Below are 20221 nucleotides of genomic sequence, written 5' to 3' on the forward strand. Positions count from 1 at the left end.
ATCAGGCACGGTCGCGAGGTGCATGCACATGTGTTCCGACCATGCTCACACATCGATTCGCCCCTACGATGCGGTGCCGGATGAAGGGCCGCCTCCCCAGCCGAGCACACGTTTCCACGAGGCCGAGTCGAAGGGCCGGCACCGGATGCGACCGGTCTGGAAGGCCGCCGGACGGGGTGGCTGTGGCATCGGTGACGCGCTACCGCAGTCGGAGGGTGTCATTTCTTCTTGAAGATCTTTGAGAAGAGGCTCTTCTTCTTGCTTTCCTCATGGACTGCGTTGTGGTCCGGGATCTGAGAGACGGAGGGCGTGGCGGGAGGCTGGTGGGACGCGGGATCGGTCGTCGGCGGCACGTGGACAGCCGGGGGCGCCACGTGCTCGAAGGCGGGATCGGCCGTCGGCTGCGCGCCGACAGCCGGGGGCGCCGCCTGCTGGAAGGGGGCCTGAAGAGACGGAACCTGCTGGTGGAGGGCCTGCTGATGACGGGTTTGCCGCTGTGGTGCCGCGTATCCGCCCTGGTACAGGGTTCCTCCGGCGTAGAGCCCTGGGAAACGGGTTCCGTTGCCGGACGTTCCTGCCGAGGTGTTCGTCGCGAGCCCGGAACTCGATGCCGGCGGCTTGTGGGACATCTGCTGGTAGGGCGAGATCCGCTGAGCACGAGCGGCCTGTATCGCCAGCGGAATCACGGCGCTCTGCGAACCCCCGGCACGACCGGGGTGTGACGACGGCGGCTGGGGCTGTGACAACGACTGATGCGACGACGGCTGGGGCACGGATGTCCGGTGCGAGGACGCGTGGTGCTGCGACGACGAGCCTCTTGCCCGGTAGGGGTTCGACGCGGCTGTCTGGAGGTCACCCCTGCTCCATTCCACCTGGCGCGTCGCGGAGTTCCAGTAGCCCGTACGGTCCGTGTCACGGTCGTAGACGCTCACGACGGTCTCGGGCTCCATGCGCAAGGTGAAGGTCACCTCGCTTTCGAAGGAACCGGTGTCGATGCCGGTCCTGCCTCCGGGGTCCGGGCTCAGGGCCGGCTGGATCTCGTACCGATACCGGCGGTTGTTGTACCAGAGGTCCCGGTCCCGCGTCGTGGAGATGAACTGCGCGACGTTCTCCACCCCCATGTACTGCCTCAGCGTGACGATGCGATCGGGGTTGGGGGCCGCGAATCCTCTGAGGAAGATCCTTTCAGGCGGAAGGGGGCTGAAGCGCCAGAGGATGTCGTCCGGCGGGCTTTCACGGATTCGTTCCGAGTCGGCCGGGTGGACGTAGGCGTGGTGAACGCCGTACCGGCTGTCGGCAGGGGCGTCGAGGAGGGCCTGAACGGTCGAGGCGGACTCCACTGTACGGGGCAGGGCATCGGCGCGCGGGGTGCCACCGGGCCGCAGGACGACGGCGCGTGCCCTGACCGCGTGCCAGACCGGGCTGCTGCTGGAGACGCGCTCGCCGGCCGGTGCGGTGGGGTCAAGCCACAGCAGGTCCGCCGACGCGTGGCGGTACACCGCGACGAGATGACCGGGGCGATCCTGGCGCTGCCAGGCGATCAGTCCCATCTCGCCGGGCGCCAGCACATCGGTCACGTCGTCCCATTCCGTGATGCGGCTCCAACTGTGGTGCGGTGCCAGTCCGTCCAGCCCCGCACCGCCGCCGAGGTTCGCGTCGTCCGCGCTGCGCGTGGTGATCCCGGCACCTTCGGACGTGACATGGAGGAGCCCGGGACGGAATGCCTCCTGCAAGGCTTCCTGGACTGCGATGCACAGCCGCAGATCCGCCTGGCCGTCTTCGTCGAGGCCGAGCCGGGCACCCAGCTCCAGGTGCGGCTCGCCGGTTCCGGGACGTTGCTCCTGGAGTTCCCGGAACACGCTCTCGGTCACGCCGTCGACCAGGTCGCGGATGGCCTGCGGGGAGGGCTCGCCCGCGTCCGGCCGGGGAGCGAACCTCAACCACTCGGCCCGCCCGCCGTCGTCCCGGCTCACGAGGTTCGAGCGGACGTCGACGAGCGAACTCGGGGCGAAGACAGTGGTTCCGATGATGTCCGACACGACCTGTGCGGATTCCGTGCGGTCGCCGTGCCGCCTGCCGGCATCGCAGGCGACCAGGACGACGCTCATGGATTCCGCGCTGGGCCGTCGGCGTGGGTACCTGCCGAACTCAGCGGCATCGAGGTGCGGGGCCCAGCGCTGCCGGACGTCGGCCTCCGTCGCGGTACCGGCGGCCCGCGCCTCCTGCGGGAACAGGTCCTCCCGCAGCTGCTGCGTCAGCGCCCTGCGCTCCTGCACCGACCTGTCGTTCGCTGCCGCCGCCCAGGGCGACGGGAGCAGGCTTCCGACCGGAGAAGTCCAGAACGCCGGGCGACCAGGGCCAGGCTCGGGTTGTGGCTGCGGCTGCGGCTGCGGCTGCGGCTGCGGCTGCGGCTGCGGCTGCGGCTCGGACAACCGGGACCACCGCTCCAGGAAGTCCAGCTGGCCTGTCTGTTGCGCGGTCATCACCTCCCGGTAGGAGGCGAGGCGGCCGATCAGGGTCTGCGTGTCCGGATCAGCCAACCGGTTGTCCCCCACCGCGGTCCACAGCGTCTCGAGAGCACCGGTCACGAAGGCTTCCTCGGCGTTCGCCGACCACACCTCGACCTGTGGGCCGGTCGCGCCGGCGGCGGGGCGACCGCTGCCGAAGGCTTCGGCCGCCTGCTGGGCGAGGCGAGCCGCGCCGGCCTCCGCATTGGTGGTGCGGCTTCTGGCATGCAGGAAGAAGGCCACGACGTCGACCACCTGCCTGTGCAGTTTCCGGTACGCGCTCGCTTCCGCCGACGCGTCCTCCTGTCGGGTCGGGGGTTCGATGTGGTACTCGTCCACGATCAGCCGGGCCCGCTGCCGGAGCTGGTCGGCCTTCGCCACCCCAGGGAGGACGTCGCGCGCGTTGTCGAAGCGGTCGGCCCACTCCTCCAGTGCCGCCGCCGAGGGCTGAGGCCAGCTCCGCTGCCCGGCATGGGGCCCCGATCCCGCCGACGGGGATGCCGTGGCGAGCGAGGAGCGGGTCACGTTCTCGCTGTCGCCTTCCGCATCGGACAGCCGGTACAGCGTCCAACGTTCCAGGTCCCTGACCACGGGATCGCGTTCCTGGCCTCCGGCCTCGCGGTTCCGGACACGGAGCTGGTGAAGAATGTCCAGCAGCGCCGTCGTGTCGCCCGGGGCCGCCACCGCGCGTGCCACGGCGTCGTCGAGGGCCTCGGACCCCGTCGGGGCAAGGTCGTCCAGCGTGCCCGCCGGCGGCCATGGGCCGCGCTCCCCGGTCAGTACCTCGTGCAGCCGCGACGACTCCGCCATGGCCTGTGCCCATGTGCTGCGGATCGCCTGCCACGACGTGGGGGCTGATGTGTTGACGTAGACGGCGAACTCGGTCAGACGTTTGTCGAAGTCACGCAGAACCGTGGACGTACGAGCGCGCTCCTGTTCGTCCGGGAGTGGTCGGGAGTCCTGCCCGACACCGTCGGCAGGCTCCAGGGCGAGGCCACGGCGCACCTGCCGACCGACCTCTTCCCGCCAGAGCGGCCGATTCCCGTATTGCTGAAGGCGTCGGAAGGTGTCGAGTTCATCTGTGCTCCGCACCAGGCGCTCGACAGTTCCGGCGAGGTCCGTGTCGGCCGACATCGCCCGGCAGGTGCGCAGCGCGGAGCCGGATCCGGACGGAGACCGACGGGCCAGCGTCTCGCAGCGGAGGTGGGCACGTTCTTTGAGCGTCTCGTAGGTCTCGCGGGCCTGGCCGATGCTGTAGGCGTCGGGCAGTTCGCGTACCTCGACCAGCACCTTCCTGTTGTCGAGCTCCGGGAACACCGTGTAGATGCTGAGGTTCTCCTGAGTCACGCGCCGGGAGGGCTCGTACAGAGTGAAGTTCTCAAGGTAGTCCCTGACGCTCGCTCCGTGGAGGAGGTCGCTGTCGAGCGGATCCTCGACGTGCTGGATCGCGCTCGTCGCATGTCCGGTGAACTTCTGCAGTACGTAGTCGTTATTGGCGTCGAGGAAGTCACGTGTGCGAGGGGTGAGCTCGCGCGCCAACGTTGCCGGGTCGTGGCGGGACGCAGCGATGAGGTAGCTCTTGAGCCATCGTTGCGGCTGCCGCTTCGCCGCACGGTCCGCCGCATAGCGCACGCCCGTCACCGCGTGGGTGTACACCAGCGTGAGCAGACCCGCCAGCGACCGGTATTCGACGTCGTCAAGCAGGTGCCAGGCCAGCGAAGGATCGAGCCCGTCCGTGTCGTGTGTTTCGGCGAAGAACCGGGCCGCCACTTCCTTCGCGAAGGCGGCCCCGGCCTCCAGATCCCGACGAGCGGTACCGGAAACCGGTTCAGCCATCGGCCGTGCGTCGTCCAGGAGGAAGTCGAGGAGTTCGGACGGGTGCATGCCCACGGTCCACTGCGCGGAGAGGATGAACTCCTTGCCCGGCTCCGCGTGCAGCCCCGCGCCCTGGAGACGCTCGAAGCCGTTGTGCTCACCGAACAGGTCGGCCACAGTGGCGCCACTGCGCAGGATCCCTAGGGTCTTCTCGAGGGCCCCCCAGAACTTGTTCTCCTCGACGCCGCTCGCCTCGTTCTGATAGGTGATCGGCCTGCCGACGACCTCAAGTATCGGGGGCAGGTCACCCATCTGCTCCACTGTCAGCTCCAGCTCGGAGCTGCGGGCCAGGATCTCGCCGTGCTCGAAATCCTTGGAAAGCGTGAGCAGCCAGTTGGTCTCGAACTCGCCGCCGAGCTTGCTGTAGTCGGCCTGCGGCTGACGGGGCGGCTCCTCAAACATCGGAACGCCGGGGGACGGGGCGACGCGGGACGGTTCGGACACCGAGGTGCTCGCGCTCCCTTGGAGGCGCGTGGCCGGCGACCCGCCTGCCACACCGCTACGCCGCTTCAGGTCCGGGAACGCCTCGTACAGGCGGGAGGTGAGAGCCCGGGCGAAGAGGACGGCCTCCGTTCTCCCCCGCGTATCCAGGATCTCGGCGACGGAGCGGATCACGGACTCGCCGAGGCCGCGCCGTGCCTGGTCCTCCTCGCTCGTGCCGATCACCATCGGGTAAGCGAACCGCTCCGCGCGGAGGATTTCCCGGGCCTCCTGGACGGTTCCATCGGGCTCGGGCGTCTCGTGCTCGTCCTCGGCTTCGGTGCCCGCCTCAGGGGTCGAGTGGAGGGGACTCCCTCCTGTGCCGGACACCGTGGCGGGGCCTGCGACGGGCAGAGACGACGCCGACATCTGAGCCCGGTACCGAACGACCAGGCCCTCCGGGTCGGTGTGTCCCCAGGTGCGCAGCGCTTCCTCGTCGATGCGCAGGCGCATGCGTGCGGCTGCGAGGGCGATGGGCTCCCGGGCCGGGGCGTCGGTGTCCGGCCCCGGAACACCGCGGGCCGCGTCGACACGCCGGCGGCGGAGGAGCCCGTGCAGCTGCGCCAGCCGTTCGTGGGACGCGAGGTAGCGCTGCCAGGCCGCGGCCCGCGTCGCGGGGAAGTGGTCGGGCCGCTTGGTGCGGTCCGGTACGTGGCCGGCGGCGTCCTCGTCGAGCTGGTCCACCCAGGAGCGGAGGTTCTCGGGGATCCGTGCGTCCTGGTCCTGAGGGGCGGGCTCGGGCACGGTCTGTGAGGCGTCAGGCTCGGGACCGGCGGTGTCCGGGTCGACGAGCACGTCGCCGGCGTCGTCCCCCGGGGTGGCCGCGAGTGGGCCGAGAGCGGGCAGCGTACGGAGCTCCGCGGCCAGCTCCTCGTCGAGTCCCGGTCGGCGCAGGAGCAGACGGGCCCGGTCCAGGGGCGTCAGGCCGGCGTTCTTCACGGGGACCGTTGCGGCCGGGTTGAGGGTCCAGGTGACGTCGAGCGCGGCGTTGTGCCTCAGGCCGGCCAGGTCCTGCCGGGAGACATGGGTCTCCATGAGGGGGGAGGCGTCGAGCCGCTGCGTCAGCCGGTCCCCGAGGCCTCCGTCCGCCGGAGTGTCCTCGGAGGTGGGCTCAGGGGCGCGGTCCTCCGGGACGCTGTTCTCGGGGACGCTGCGCTCCGGCTTGGTGCGCTTCTCTGGGCGCGCCAGGAGGTACTCCGAGCCACGCCGGAAGAGCGTGATCCGCCGACCGGGGCGCGGGTCGCCCGTGCCTTGGCCGGTGGGGCTGTACGTCTCGTAGGTGCCGTCCTCGCGTACGACGACGATCTCGGCGGCGTAGCTGTCGGCGGCCACTTGGGCGGCGGTGGCCGCGGTGGCGGCGTTCCATGCGTTGCCGAGGAACAGCTGGGCCTTGATCAGGTTCCGGCGCTGGCCGTCGCTCAGCTCGACGTCATCGGGCAGCCGTCCGCCGTTGGTCCGGAACCGCTCGCGCTGCTCGGGGGTGAGCGGCTTCCTCCCCGCGCGGACGTCGGCTTCCTGTTCGGGGGTGGGAGTTTCGCCGTGCTCGGTGCGCGGTTGCCCGACCGGGGACAGGTCGACCTTCGCCCAGAGCAGGATCTCGTAGGGGAAGGGGGTGTCACGGTCGAGTACGGCGTCGTCCGGGAGCCGCTGGCCCATGACCCGGTTGACCGGAAGACGGTCCCTGCGGTCGAGGGACCTCTCCACTTCCTGCCAGTGGGCGTCGTCGTCGCCGGTGGCGGGTGTGGCCGGGGCCAGGGACTGTTCCAGCGCCTGCCAGAAGCCGTTGCCGTCGCCGGTCGGTTCGTGCAGCCGGTACTCGGTGCCGTCGGGGCCGCTCAGCGCGGCGGAGCCGCGGCGCGTGTAGCCGGTTCCCTCGGCCTGGCGGGTGTTCCAGGGGGCGCCGGTATGGGCGGGTCGGACCACCTGCGGGAGCGGTGTGAGGGACGCCCCTCCGGAGCGGGTCGCAACCGTCTGCCGCGCGCCGTCCTCCGCCTTGCCCGGCTCCTCGCTCTTCGCCCGCCCCTGCTCCTTGCCCTTCTCCTTGCCCTTCCCCTTGTCCTTCGCGGGTTCGGGCTGCTCCTGCGCCGGCTCGGAGGCCGGGACGTCACCGGACGACAGGACGCCGGTGGGCAGGGCGTACCGGAAGTGGCCGCCCGCCCGCTGGAGCACGAGGTGCGGTGCCCCCGCATGCGTGTTGTCCGTGCCGAACCCGGTGACGAGGCCCCCGGTTCCCACCACGGTCACGCGCGCGCCGAAAGCCCGGGCGGCAAGGGCGGGCAGCAGGTCCGCGACGCTCGCCTGCCATGCGGTGTCGTCGGGGCGGCTGCCGTCGCGCCGGAGCAGTACGGCGGCCAGGCGGGCCCGCTGGTCGGCGGGAAGCCGGTGGTGCAGGGGGATCCGGCGGGTTTCGGTGAACTCCTTGTGCTCGGGGCTGCCTTCCCGGAACGTGACGCCTGCCTCGGCGAGCTCGTCCGCCGAGACGACGCCGAACGACTCCGGGTCGAGGTCCTCCGCCAGGTCCTGGTTCTCGTGCGCGGTCAGTGTGCCGGCGAACAGCGACCGCAGGGCCCCGACGGTGGTGCGCGCGCCCCCGCTGCCGCGTACTTCCCCGTCGTCGGGAGCATCACCGGCGTCCAGCGCCCCGGCGAGGGCGTGGAAGAAGCTGTCGTGGTCCTGCGGGGTGTCGTGGACCGTGTACGTGTCCACGCCGGGCCACGGGCTGCCACCGACCTCCGGCGGGGAGGTGAGCGTACGCACCCCGTCGTCCGCCGTGGTCTCGCCGAACCGGTCCGGGGCGGGCGTGGGGTCGGCCGGCTCCACGGGGGCGGGCTCACGGTAGGTGATCTCGGCGGACGGCCGGGCCACTCCGTTCCGGGGTGTGTCCGGGCCGTGCGTCACGTTGTCGGGGACCAGCCGGTGCCAACGGGTGAGCCGGTCCGCGGCGAGCCGCACCCGGTGGTACTCGATCGCGGCGTCCACGGCGGCCGTGCGCCAAGGGCTCAGCCGTGCCACATCCTCGTTCAGCGCGACCTGCGAAGCCGCGGCGGCCTCCTTCGCCTTGCGTACGGCGGCCCTGCCCTGGGCCGCCTCCGGCGAGCGGCGTCCGAAGGCGTCGACGTACTTCTTCAGCCTGTGCTTCGCGGAGCTGATCCAGCCCTGGGTCTTCCGGTACTCGGCGCGCAGCTCGTCGCGTCCCTTCTGCAGCGCACGCCGTCTGTCCCAGTAGGTCTTGTCCGCCGTCTCCCACGCCTTGCCCGCCTTGGCGACCTCCTCCCAGGCCTTGGCGACGTCGGCCGGGAAGTTCTCGTCGGTGATCAGCCCGTGCTGTCGCGCGACGTCCTCGCTGAGCCAGGTCAGGACGTGGCCGCGGGTCTCGACGGCCTGTGGGCCCGGCCGTACGCGCCCGAACGGGCCCAGCTGTTCGGCCAGCCACTTCGCCGGCCTGCTGTCCTTGATCTGGTGCTCCACCTCGCTCACCGCGAGCCAGGCGGTCGGCACCTCGAACAGGAACGCCCGGCCGACCGTGGGCTTGAGGGTGATCTGGCCCGCGTTGGCGTCGGCCTGCTTGCTGCCCTCGGCCTCGGTGCCCGAGCCGTCCGCGGGTGAGAAGGCGGGCAGGGCCTGCCCCGCCTCCGCCGTGCTGGCCTGGGCGTTGGCGGCGAACATCAGCTGCTGGTCGTGGCTGATGCCGACCAGGCTGTCGCCGCCGGCGGTGTTCCTGAGCGTGGCCTCCATCTTGACCGCCGGGGCCACCGACATCAGCCGGGCACCGGTGAGGTCGGGCCGGGAGTAGAGGCGTAGCGAGCCCGACGCGCTGCCGATCAGCGCGTCGTCCGTCAGCCCGACCACCTGGTGGCCGGAGGCCGTGGTGCTGTCGTCGTAGAACGCGGTCAGGGCGGCGTTGCTCATGCCTTCGCGCAGCGCCAGCGCGGACGCGGTGCCCGTCTTGGTCAGTCCCGTGGTGCGGATCTCGGCGAGGGCCTTGTCGAGGGACGCGTCGGTCGCGCGCTGTCCTGCGGGCAGGTCGAGCTCGGTGCCGTAGGCGCGGGCGACGGCGACGGCCGCGGCTTCCTCGAGGGTGGCGAGGCCGGTGACCTCCCCGGGGAACCAGCCGGTCCGGTCGGGGGTGAAGGGCCGGCCGCCGGGCAGGCCGCGGGTGCGCCATGCGTCGATCTTCCGCCGGTTGACGTCTCCCGCCGCCCACGGGGTGATCGTCCGCTCGGGCTCCGTCGGCCGCGGTGGACCCAGCGGGTCGTCGGCGACGGCCTGAACGCCGGAGGCGGCGGGGGTGTCCATGACCGGCACGCTCATGGACATCGGCACCTGGTCGCGGACGGTGCCGACCGGACCGGAGTGCACGACGGGTGGTTTCCCGTCGCCGCGGTGGAAGGAGAGGTGGAGTTCGTACGGCGTCAGCTGCTCGGTGTACGGCTCGTCGAGGGTGAGCGCCTTGCCCTTCAGCCGTGCCTCGGTACGGCTGTTCGCGCTCTGGCGGGTACTGGTGCCTCGCTCGATGAAGCTGGGGCCGACCGCCCGGAACAGCCCGTGGCCCGTGCGGATGTTGCTCGTGACGAGGGCCGCGAGGGCCCAGTGCTTGAGCTTGCCGGAGGACTGCTCGCTCGTCTCGGTGGCCTGCCGGCCGATCTTGAGGGTCGTGCCGTGTCCGAGGCCGTCGAACCGCGGCGTACCGGGCACGAGCCGGATCTCGACCGCCCTGTTTCCGCCGAGGCTCCACCGCCGGACCGACACACCGGCGCGTACCTGGGTCTGTTTCCCGGTCCCGGACATCTGGCCGCGCAGGGCCCGCATGGGCCGGGAGGCGAGCAGGGAACGGATGCGCTCCCGGCCGGTCTGGCCGACGCCGGCGTCCCGCAGCTTGCGCTCGAACCCGGCGAGGACCTCGCTCGTGTCGAGGCTGTTGACGGGGTAGGTCGCGAACGGGTCGCCGGGCAGCAGGGGATCCCAGCGCCGCTCGGTGTAGAGCGGTACGTCGCCCAGGTGGTCCTGGAGGAGGCCGAGACGGTGGGCCGTCTTCTCGGAGAGGTGTCCGTACCAGCCGGCGGGGATGTCGAGCCGCCGTGCCGCCCAGTGGTCGCGGTGCAGGGTCGCGAGAGCGTGTGCGGGTGTGAGCAGCCCGTCCACGTTGGCGTGCGCGGCGACTTCGTGAACGGTGTCGCCGACGACCAGTACGTGACGGCCCTTGATGGTCGGGTTGACGTCCTCCAGGGCGGAGCGGGTGACCGTGTCGGACTGGACCGACGACATGGTCCTGCTGCCGAGCCCGCCGTAGGCCCCGTAGATCCCGGGTCCCTCGTCGTGGGTCTGCCAGTACGAGAGGGCGAGGCCCCAGGTGATGCCGTCGATGTTCACGAGGGCACCCGATGTCTGGGTGTCGGCGCCGAGGACCTGTTCGATCTCGAGGTTCGTCGGCTCCGTCACCACCCTCGGGTTCTCGACGCGCAGCCGGTGGTGGAGGACGCCGCGCCGGTCGTAGTAGGGGCCCGCGCCGAACAGGCCGTTGACGGAGTGGCCGACGGGGCCCGTGGACTGGTCGTGGTTGGCCGTCAGGTACTGCGACAGCAGGGAACGCAGCGCGGTCTCGTGCGCGGGCGCGCCGGGCTCGCTGAGGTGCCAGGAGCCCTGTGACGCCTCGCTCAGGGCCGCCGCGGCCGCCTGCGCGAGTTCGGGGTGCGCCCCGACGCCGAGGACGTGGTACGGCAGGTCGCGGAAGGGGGTGCCCGGGGCCGCGGTGCCGGTGATGATGTCCCTGGCCCGTCGGGCGTTCAGCCTGGTGACGCGCGGCTCCGGCACCCCCTGTCCCGCACGCCGTTCGGTCTCCTGCCCCGGCGGTACGGGAGCGGGTGCCGGGGTGGTGTGCTCGTCGGACACGGCCAGCAGGACACGACCCGTCGTCTCGTCGCCGCCGACCAGTTCCGTCAGCGGTTCGTGCATGACGAAGGACTGGGTGCCCAGGACGCCCAGGGACAGGGAACCCCTCAGCAGGCTCCGCAGGCGCCAGTACCCGCCGATCTCCGCGCGCAGGGAGAAGCGGTACGAGTACAGCTGGGAGGTGGTGGTGCCGATGTGCGTCGTCTCGTACGACGCCGTGGAGCCGTAGCCCGAACGGCGACCGGTGCTGAGCACCTTGCGGGGCCCGACCCCGACGTAGCCCATGTTCGCCGGGACCCCGAGCTCGTCCCGCATGCCGTCGCGCACCCCGGCCGTGAGGTCGACGCCGAACTCGTCGGTGTGGACCACGTTCTGCGAGGCGTCCAGCCGCGCGGTGGCAGTGGTGCCGAGGCGCAGCAGCCGGTCGTCCTGGGCGCCTTCGTGGCGCAGGTCGGTCAGCTCGGCGCTGATCCGGATGTACCGGTGGGCCCGGCTGATGCGCCCCGGACCGGGGCCGGGGGCCACCAGCTGGATGGTCACGCCGGTGGTGGCCAGGGTCTCCAGGTTCGCGGCCACGGCGTCCGGCGACAGCGCGTTGAGGATGGTCAGGGTGTTCTGGAGCTTGAGCTCGTACCGCTCGATCTCGCCCGTCAGCGCCTCCGGCGTCTTCATCCAGCTGCGGGTGCGGGGCGCGCCCAGCTCCTTCAGCGGGGCGAGCATGTCCGGGTAGCGGGCGGCGGCCTCCTCGACGACCCGCTCGACGAAGACCTGGAGCGGGGTGGGCCGCAGGGTGTCGGCGACGGACCTGGCCACCGACTTGGCCACGGACCTGGCGACGGACGGGGCCGTGGACCTGACGGTGGACATGCCGTCGAACCTGACCATGGACGCGGCGTCGGACCCGGTCACGGACGGGGCGTCGGACCTCGCGACGGACCCCGCCTCGGACGCGGCGTCGGACCCGGTCACGGACGGGGCGTCGGACCTCGCGACGGACCCCGCCTCGGACGCGGCGTCGGTCCGGAACAGGGACGCGGCGTCGGGACGGCCCGCGGACGGGGCCGTGGACCTGACCGTGGAGGTGCCCCGGACCGTGCCCGGGGACGAGGAGTCCGTGTCGGTGTCCGCGTCCGTGCCGGCGGGGGTCACATCCGAGTCGAACAGCAGGGCCTCGGGGCGGCTCATGCCCAGGACGACCGGATGGTCCCGCTTCAGGTACACGGGTGGAACCGGCGCGAGGCCCTCCGGGAGCGGTCGGGTCGTGCCGTCGTCCCAGCCCGCGAGCCGGCGGGCCTCGCCGCGTGGGATCCGGTCGAGGCTCCACACCCGGAACTTCCGCGGCTCCGCGTCGCCGGTCCGGCGTACGTGGACGTCCTTGAAGACGATGTACAGCTCGGTGGGAGTGTCCTTCACCTGGCCCGCGATCTTGCGGTTCGCGGTACCGCCGAACGCCTGCGACTTGGTGCTGGAGCGGCCGTGCCGGACGTAGAGCGCGAGCAGGGCACGCAGTCCGGCCACGCCGCCGAAGAACTCGTCGAACGTGATGCTGGGGCCCACGCTGCCGAAGACCTGCTGGGAGAACGTCCGTCCGATCACCTGCTCGTTGCGCACCGCCTGCTGCACCGTGTACCGCATTTCTGCGGCCGTGGTCTCGTTGAACAGCAGCCCCTGGACCGGCACCATCCGCTCGACGACGAACGCTCCGAGCGGGCGCCGGCCCCGCTCACCGCGCAGCGGTCCGGTCGGGACGGGACCCTGCACCGCCCGCTGGGCGATCAGCCCGAAGTTCTCGGAGCTGAAGAACGCGCTGATCGTCTCGTACGCCGGGTCGTCCGCCTTGGCGTCCACCTGGCTCAGGGCCCAGGCACGGAGCGGGCCGACGGGGCCGAACTCCTCGGTGCGCACGAAGCGGACGTGGGAGTTCGGGGCGAAGTCCAGGACGCGTGGCGCCCAGGTGCCGCGCGTCGGCATGGTCACGTCGTCGGGCAGACGGACCGTCAGGCCGGAGCGCACGGTGAAGGAGAAGTGGCTCTCCCCGGGGAAGACCTCGTCCGTCGGCCTGTGCTCCGGGCTGACGATCTCCACCTCGTAGTGGACGTCGGCCAGGTGCAGGTGCGAGCCCTCCTGGGACCGGGTCTCGCTCTGTTGCAGCGTCTGGTCGTACAGGGCGTAGTCGTAGGACTTCGTCAGCCCCATGCCACCGCCGACCCGGACGACGGCGCCCATGTTTCCGGGAGTGGGGCCGAACCCGAGCGAGGGGGTCACCCGCCGCGAGGAGCTCTGCATGACGTTGGACCCGACGGAGAACTGGCTCCGCTGCACCGTGTCGAACTTGTACGGGTCGCCGAAGCTGTCGGCGAACCGCTCCCAGTTGTCGTACGGGCGGGTGGTGACCCGCAGGATGCGCGGCCGGCCGTGCCGGTCCAGGAACACGGGCGACCGGTAGCCCTCGCCGTGGAACACCGCGGGGGTGTCCCGCAGGGCACGCGTGAGGTCGTCCAGCACGCGCGCCTGGCCGCTGCCCTCTTCCGTACGGGACAGGCCGGTCCGGGAGGCGATCTCCGCCACGACCGCGGTCGCGTCGCGGAGCGTGACGCGCGCGTGTCCGTACGCGCCGCTGACGACGCCGTGGACGCCGTTGCCCGTCACGTAGAACGGCAGTTCGCTGCCGTCGCTGAACACGACGCGTCGGCCGTCCGCCGGCGGCGCGGGCAGCGAGCGGACGATGCGGGGCGGCCGGCGGGTCGCGAGCTGGGCGTCGACGGTCTGCACCGGCGCGTCGGTGACGGACGTGCCGGTCTCGGGCTTGGCGGTCTCGGGCTTGGCGGCGGCGGTGCCGGGCCTGGTGCCGTCGGCGAAACGCACACGCGGCGCCTCGGCCCGCGGCTCGAAGGACGCGGCCTCGGCCGACGGCTCGGTGGGGGCTCCGTCAGCCGGGCGCGTGTCACTCGGGCCCGGGGCGGCGGGCGTGTCCGGGGCCGCGGCGACGGTGCGCACGGGCGCCGGGTCGTCGTCGGGGGGCGTGACGACGATGGTGGGCACATCGGACGGGGCGGACCGCTGCGCGCGGCGCAGGACGTCGAGGTGCCGGTCGGAAAGCTGCCCTGTGATGCGCGGATCGGCCAGGAGCCGGTCGATCCCGGCGGACAGCACGTGATCCGTCTGGGCCATGAGGACCTGCGCTTCCCGGCCCTGCCCGGTGCGGTGCGGCTGCCGAGTCACCTGGTCCGGGGAGGGCGGAGCGGTCCTGAACGCATGGCTGAGATCCTCCATGTCCTCCTCGATCCGGACACGTGCTTCCTCGTGATCGCGCGTGTTCAGGATGATGAGGGCGGCATGATTCAGAATGCTCTGGTACAGGTCGCGATAGGTCTGTTCGTCGACGGTGGGATGGGCCGACGGCGCGGGCGGTGGTCGATGATAGGCACTCATGACGGAACGAGCCGCATCAAGCGCCTGGAATGCCTTCCCCGGATTCTTCGACTTTTTTCGATGAATCTCCGCGCCGGCATCGTTGAGCCGGGGTGCCCAGTAATCCAGGTGTTCGTCACCATCGTCCGGGAACCGCCAGTCGAACGAGGCTACCTCCGCCACGGCATGCTCGTCCCCCGGCTCCTCGGGGACCGGCTGCGACCAGTCCTCATCCGGGTCGGGGGGAAGGTCCTCACAGGTCTCGGAAACTTGGAGGGCGGCGGTGTACAACGCCCGGGCCACGTCCCTTCTCAGTGCCCAGCTGAGCTCCACCTGCTCCACGTTCCGACCCTGGTCCCGTGGATTCCGCTCTTCCAGGACCACCAGGGGTACGGCCAGTTCTCCGGAATCACCGTAATCAAGGTCGACCGAGTTGTTGCGCACCCCCATGATGCCTTGTGTCAGAGGTTCTTCGATGTCTTCGAAGAGGCCGTCGTCGAGGTACTGGGAATGAGTGGGAGTCACATCGGAGTCGAAAAGTCCAGCATCGAGGATCGACTGATGCTCCGACCCCTGCAGGTATTCCTCGACGAGCAGACCGTTGTTCCGGGCGAAGACCCTTTCGAACTCTCCATGAATCCAGTCCCGCTCCTTGGCGAGGAAAGCACGGGCCACCGACGGGAGCCCCTGAAGCGTCCCGTTGAAGGATGTCCTCGAAGCGAGATCGAGCATGTTCTTCTTGAGGCCGAGCCTTCCTTGAGCCCCGTACGCCTCGTTCAGATCGCGAGACATCCTCATTCTCAGGGAAGCGTCGACGTGCGGGTAGAGCACCACCTTCGAGTAGCCGAGAAGTGACCATGCGGCGTAGTCGCCCCTCAGCAGGTCGACTTGGGAGACCGGTACGCGGGCGAACCTGGCGGTCACGCTCCTGGCGAACTCATCCGCAGCATTTCTGTGAACGTCGTGCAGAAAAGAGTCCCGGGCGCCAGAGCTCGCGACGACCCACGCATGGAAGTCGTACAGCCCGTAGATCGGTATTCCGGTGGTGAACTGCAACCACCAGGGCGATGCCTCTTGGTCACCGATGACGAGTCCCGCCCCGTCCGCGTCCTCCGAATACTGATAGATGTCAGGCGGAAACACCTCTTCGAGTATTTCCCCAGGATGGTCTTCGAGCTGCTCGACGAGGGACGAGAGGAGAGGGAAAACGGATTCGAAGTCCGGACGCGCCTCGTCGTCGAGATGCGCCATCGGGGCGGTGACGAGTTCCACGATGGGGTTGCCGTCACTGTTACGGTCGAAGTGTGCCTCGACCATGCCCGGCACCCTGAACAGGTGTGTGGGGAAGTCCAGTGCCGTCTCTCCGAGCCCGAGGCCGAAGTTCGTCTCGATCTCGACCCCACCGGCTCCGCCCGGCAGAGAGTCGACGTTCTGCAGGTGGGGGAACAGCTCGAAGATCCGGGAGGTGAAAGCCCGCGTGAACGGCACGGCCTGGGCCCGGCCCCGGGACTCCAGGAACCTTGCGACCGTACGGATCACGGACTCGCTGACCATCCGCTGTCGTTGATCGGCCTCGCTCGTACCGATCGTCAGCGGGAACCTGAAGCCCTCGGCGTGAAGAAGCGCCACGGCGTCCCTCACCGCCCGGTCGGTCAGCCCCGGCAGAAGGGGGTCCGCCTCGAAGGCCTCGTCGGGCGGGGTGTCGGCCCCCTCGTCGACCTCGGAGTGCGTCGCCGTCGACGTGCTGCCCGCCGTCGGCCCATAGGTGTCGAGGGCCTGCTGGAGGTGCGCCCGCTGTTCGTCGGTGAGCGTGGCCTTGGACAGGTGCTCCGCGAGAACCCGCTTGTACGGGTCCTCGTCGACGCGGGCGGCCATGACCGTGATCTCCGTCTGCGCCGCCGACCGCGGCACGAGGGTGACCGGCGGGTCGTCGGTGAGCACGGCGACCACCGCGTCGCCCACCTGGACCGTGTTCTCGTCGATGACCACCATGTCCTGGTACGGCGCGACGACGGTGTCGGCGAGCAGCCCGTACCCGGGGGCCGGCCCCGCGGCGCCCGCCTCGCGGAAGCGTCGTTCGGCGGCTTCGGGCGTGGTGGACAGCTCCACGAACCTGGTCGTGCCCGCGTCGTCGTGCCGGGGGAAGTCCTCGGTGCCCGTCGGGTTCAGGGTGACCGGCTCACCCTGGTATCCCGTCCTCGGCTCCGGATCGGCCTGCCCCTGCACGTGGAACAGGGGCAGGCCCCCGTGGACGAACCTCGTGACGAGGTTGTCCACGGCCGGGCTGATCCCCTGGTCGCCGACCAGGGTGTCCCTGACGTAGACGGTTCCGCCCTCGAACGGGGCGACGAACCGGTAGAAGCCGCGTTCGTGAATCGTCTCCCGCGTCTCTCCGCCGATCGGTATCCGGCGGGCTCTCGGAGCGTCGGGCCTGGTGCTCTTGCCCAGGTCCGGATCAGGGTCCGTCTTGAACGGGGCCGCGCCGCGGGGCAGCAGGGTGGTGTGCGCGAGCGAGTTCTTCCGCGAGAAATTGCCCGCGTACGTGGGCGGGCGGTCGTCGGGGAAGAACGTGTTGACCTTCTCTCCGTTCTCGACGTCGCCGACGAGACCCTTGAAGATCGCCTTGCCCTCGTCGTCCTGGGGGCCCCAGTACATGAGGGCGCCGTGCACGACCGGACTGAACTGGTCCTGGATCTGCTGTGAACTCCGCTCGTAGGTTCCCGGCGAGAGGGACGACCCGTTGACCGGGGTGAAGAGGTCGAACAGGTCGATGTCGGCGGCCACCGGCCGGAGGCCGTCGCCCTCCTTGTGATGGACGATCCCGTCGACGACGGCGAACGAACTGTCCGGTCCCGTCAGCTTGTCCCCGTACTTCCCGAACTCGTTCTTGCGGCTCTCGTACCGCCGTCGGATCGCCTCCTGTTCCTGCTCGCCGTACGCCGAGAGGTCGGCGGGCAGCTCCGGGTCGAAGAGTGCCACCAGGCCGAGCTGCTCCTCCGAGAACCGGGAACCGCTGATGATCCGGTCGTGCGGGGTGAGCGACTTCGCCTTGATGCCCATCGGCTTGGGCATCGCCCCCTTCTCCAGCCAGGCCGCCGCGTACTCGTTCACGTCCCGGGTCACGATGACGAGGTTCAAGTCGCGGCTGAGCTTCCGCAGCCTCCCCGAGTTCTTCGCCGAGATGCCGCCGACGCCCTCGGCCGATTCGTCGAGGCCCGGCTTCCACCCACCCCAGTCGCCGCCGAACCCGGTGGCGGAGGCGGAGTAGTCACCTGGGCGGCGCGCGGCGGACGGGCCCGCCTCGGACGGGGCGGGCGACGGCGCGGTCTCGTGGGGCGCGATCAGGGCGTCCCATAGGTACGGCGCGGGAGCCGGAGGCGTGGGTTGCGCGGATGTCTGGTCGGCCGGTCCCTGCCCCAGCTCCGGCGTGGTTCGTCCGTCCGACTGCGGTCCGGTGAACATCCGCACGGTGACGTCCTCGGCGGTGGCTCCCGCGAGAGGGTGCTGCTTCGCATCGGAGGGCGCGACGGGGGCGTCCGTCTCACTGCTCGTGGTGGGGAGGCCGTCGATCCAGCGTGCGATGTCCTCCGGCGACCGGGGCAGGCGGCCGGCGCGGGCGAGCTTCTCCTCGTCGGTCGTCGGTTTCGTCTCGTCGGTGGACCCGGCGAGCGTGTCGCCGGAGTCCGACACCGTGTCGACGACCGTGATCGCGTCGTCGTCCGGGTCGACAGTCGAATCGTCCGGGGTCGTGAACGCGTCGCCGACCACGGCGATGTTCTCCGTCGTGGTGGCCGGCACGTCGTCGGTCCGGGACACGGTGGACACGGGCGCGGGGGCGGCTGCGTCCTCGTCCTGTGTGCCGGCTTCCTGCGGGGCGGCGGACGAGGAACCGGTGGACTGCGCATGCGTGTCGGTGGTCGGGTCCGTCCTCCGCTTGCGCTCCTTGCCTCCTGGAGCTCCGGGGGTGGTCACGAGGCCCGTCACGGCGGTGTCGGTCCGAGGGGCTTCGGGCGGTTCCGATTCCTCCGCGGCGGTGGTGTCCGTGACGCGGCTGTTCGTGTCGTCGGCAAGGCGGGGGGAGGCCCCCGGGGTCGAGACGGTCGCGAGGGAGCCGGTGACGGGCCGGTCGTCGTGCGGCGCTGCGGCCGGTTCCCCGGACGCGTCGGTGGTGTGCGCCGTGTCGGCCTGTTCGTCCACGGTGGTCGCGGTCGCGTGCGTCGAGGTCGGCGAGCCTCCGGGATTCGAAGCGGTCGCGTCGGTGTCCGCAGCACTGTCGCGCTCCGTGTCGCGGCCGTTGACGCCGTTCGTACTGTGGGCCTGACCCGTGCCGGTGCCCGTGCCTGTTCCTGCGCCTGTGCCGGAGGGGGTGGCCTGGCCGTGCGCGGACGGAGCAGGGGTCGTTCCCGAGCCGACGGCTGTCGCCGGACCGCTGACGGACGTGGGGCCGGCCTGGGTTCCTGGCGCATCCTCAGCGTCTTGGCCGACCTGGGCGTTCTCGGATTCTGGTCCGCTCCAGGCAGGTACCTCACCTCCGGTGTGGGCAGGCCTGGAACCGGGCGCGGTGTGAGGTGCGCCGGGCGAGGTGGTGCCGGTGGTACTGGGGGTGCCATGGCCCGACGCGGGAAGGGTGCCGTCCCCCGTCTGGGTCAAAGTCTCCGTGCCTGTCTCGTCGCCGCCGGGGAACTCGAAACCCGGGTCGGCGGTCTCGTACCCACCCGTGTTCCTCCCCTGCTGCCCCCCGCCGCCGGACACGGTCGCCGGGCCCGAAGACGACGTGGTGCCCCCGGTCACGGACGACGGGGCCGGGGCGTCGAGCTGCGAGGCGGTGGGTGTCGGCGTGGGCGCACCACCCACGAACTCGCCAGGGAGATCGGGGTCCGGGCCCCGCCCGTGCGAACCGGTGGTCGGGACCGGCCCGCCGGGCCCCGGCAGAGCTGGGCCCGGATCCGTGACGGCCAAGGGCTGCTTCGTGCCGGCGCCGGTGTCCGTGCTGGTCGTGGTACCCCCTGCCGACGTCTTCGAGGGGGCGTGCGGGACGGTGTTGAGGTTCTTCAGGAACGACGAGAGGTCCGGCGGCTTGAAGCCGAGTTTCTGTGCCCCCAGAACGGCCGCGGACATGGTCAGGGTGCTGACGGCACCACCCCAGAAGTCCATCGGGTTGAAGCCGGAGAGGACACCTCCGGTCAGGTACTCCGCCAGTCCCGCGCCCGCGGCGTCGACCGTCTGGTCGGCGGAGGTCGTCGCGATCTTCTGCCCGGTGGTCAGCGGCGGCGCCTTGCTCGGGGCCGGCGCCGTGAGCTGGTTCTTGTCGTTGAACTTCTTGTCGAAGCCGGGGCCGAGGTCGAGCTTGTCCTTGAAGAGCCCCTTCATGATGTTCTTGGCGCCGTGGAACAGCTGCTCGAAGACCGCGTTGAGCGCTCCCGCCGCGCCGCTGAGGAAAAGGTCCTTCACGTCGATGCCGTGCGGCTTGCGGCCGGGGGCCGCCGTCGCCATGAGGATCAGGCGGGACGCGAGCGCGGTGAACATCTCTTCGAGCGTCTCGTCGAGCGTCGGCAGGAGGTGAAAGCGCTTGATCAGCAGCGCCATCATGCCCAGGATCTTGTACCGGTAGGCGAGCTTGGCCGCTGTCGCGAGGCTCTCCGTTCCGCCGAAGACGAAGACCGCCAGGGAGTCCAGGGTGAACAGGAGGGACGCCAGGGCGGCGAGCTCGACGATGATGTTGACCTTGTTCTCGGCGATCTGGATGGACGTCTGCACGCGTCCTCCGGCGATGTCGTCGAGTTGCCTGGCGAACTCCAGGAGGTAGTTCGTGCCGCCGTCGGCAGTCACCATCCGCGTGGCGCGGACGTAGCGTTCGGCGATCTCGGGCGGGAGCGCTCCGCTCGACGCTCTGATCGACTCCTCAAGGAGTTCGTCCAGCTTGTACAGGTTTCCTGAGAACTCCTTGAACGACTCGTGGCTCTGGTAGGCGAGGTCCTCATCGGCCTGCGGCATGCGACTGCCGATGACGACGAGGAGCAGGGCGTTCGCCCACTCAGGAACCACGATCGCCATGACGG

Annotated in this window: 1 protein-coding gene; it reads right to left on the reverse strand. The window is 70.7% G+C overall.

Features of this window, described 5'->3' with window-relative positions; genetic code table 11:
• Positions 1 to 218 precede the first annotated feature (218 nt).
• The gene (locus ACFYX3_RS24460) at positions 219 to 20216 is read right to left on the reverse strand and encodes a hypothetical protein (RefSeq protein WP_389017030.1); all 19998 of its coding nucleotides are present in this window, start codon (positions 20214 to 20216) and stop codon (positions 219 to 221) included.
• Positions 20217 to 20221 lie beyond the last annotated feature (5 nt).

It is taken from the genome of Streptomyces sp. NPDC002463, from assembly GCF_042889835.1.
Classification (GTDB): Bacteria; Actinomycetota; Actinomycetes; order Streptomycetales; family Streptomycetaceae; genus Streptomyces; species Streptomyces nymphaeiformis.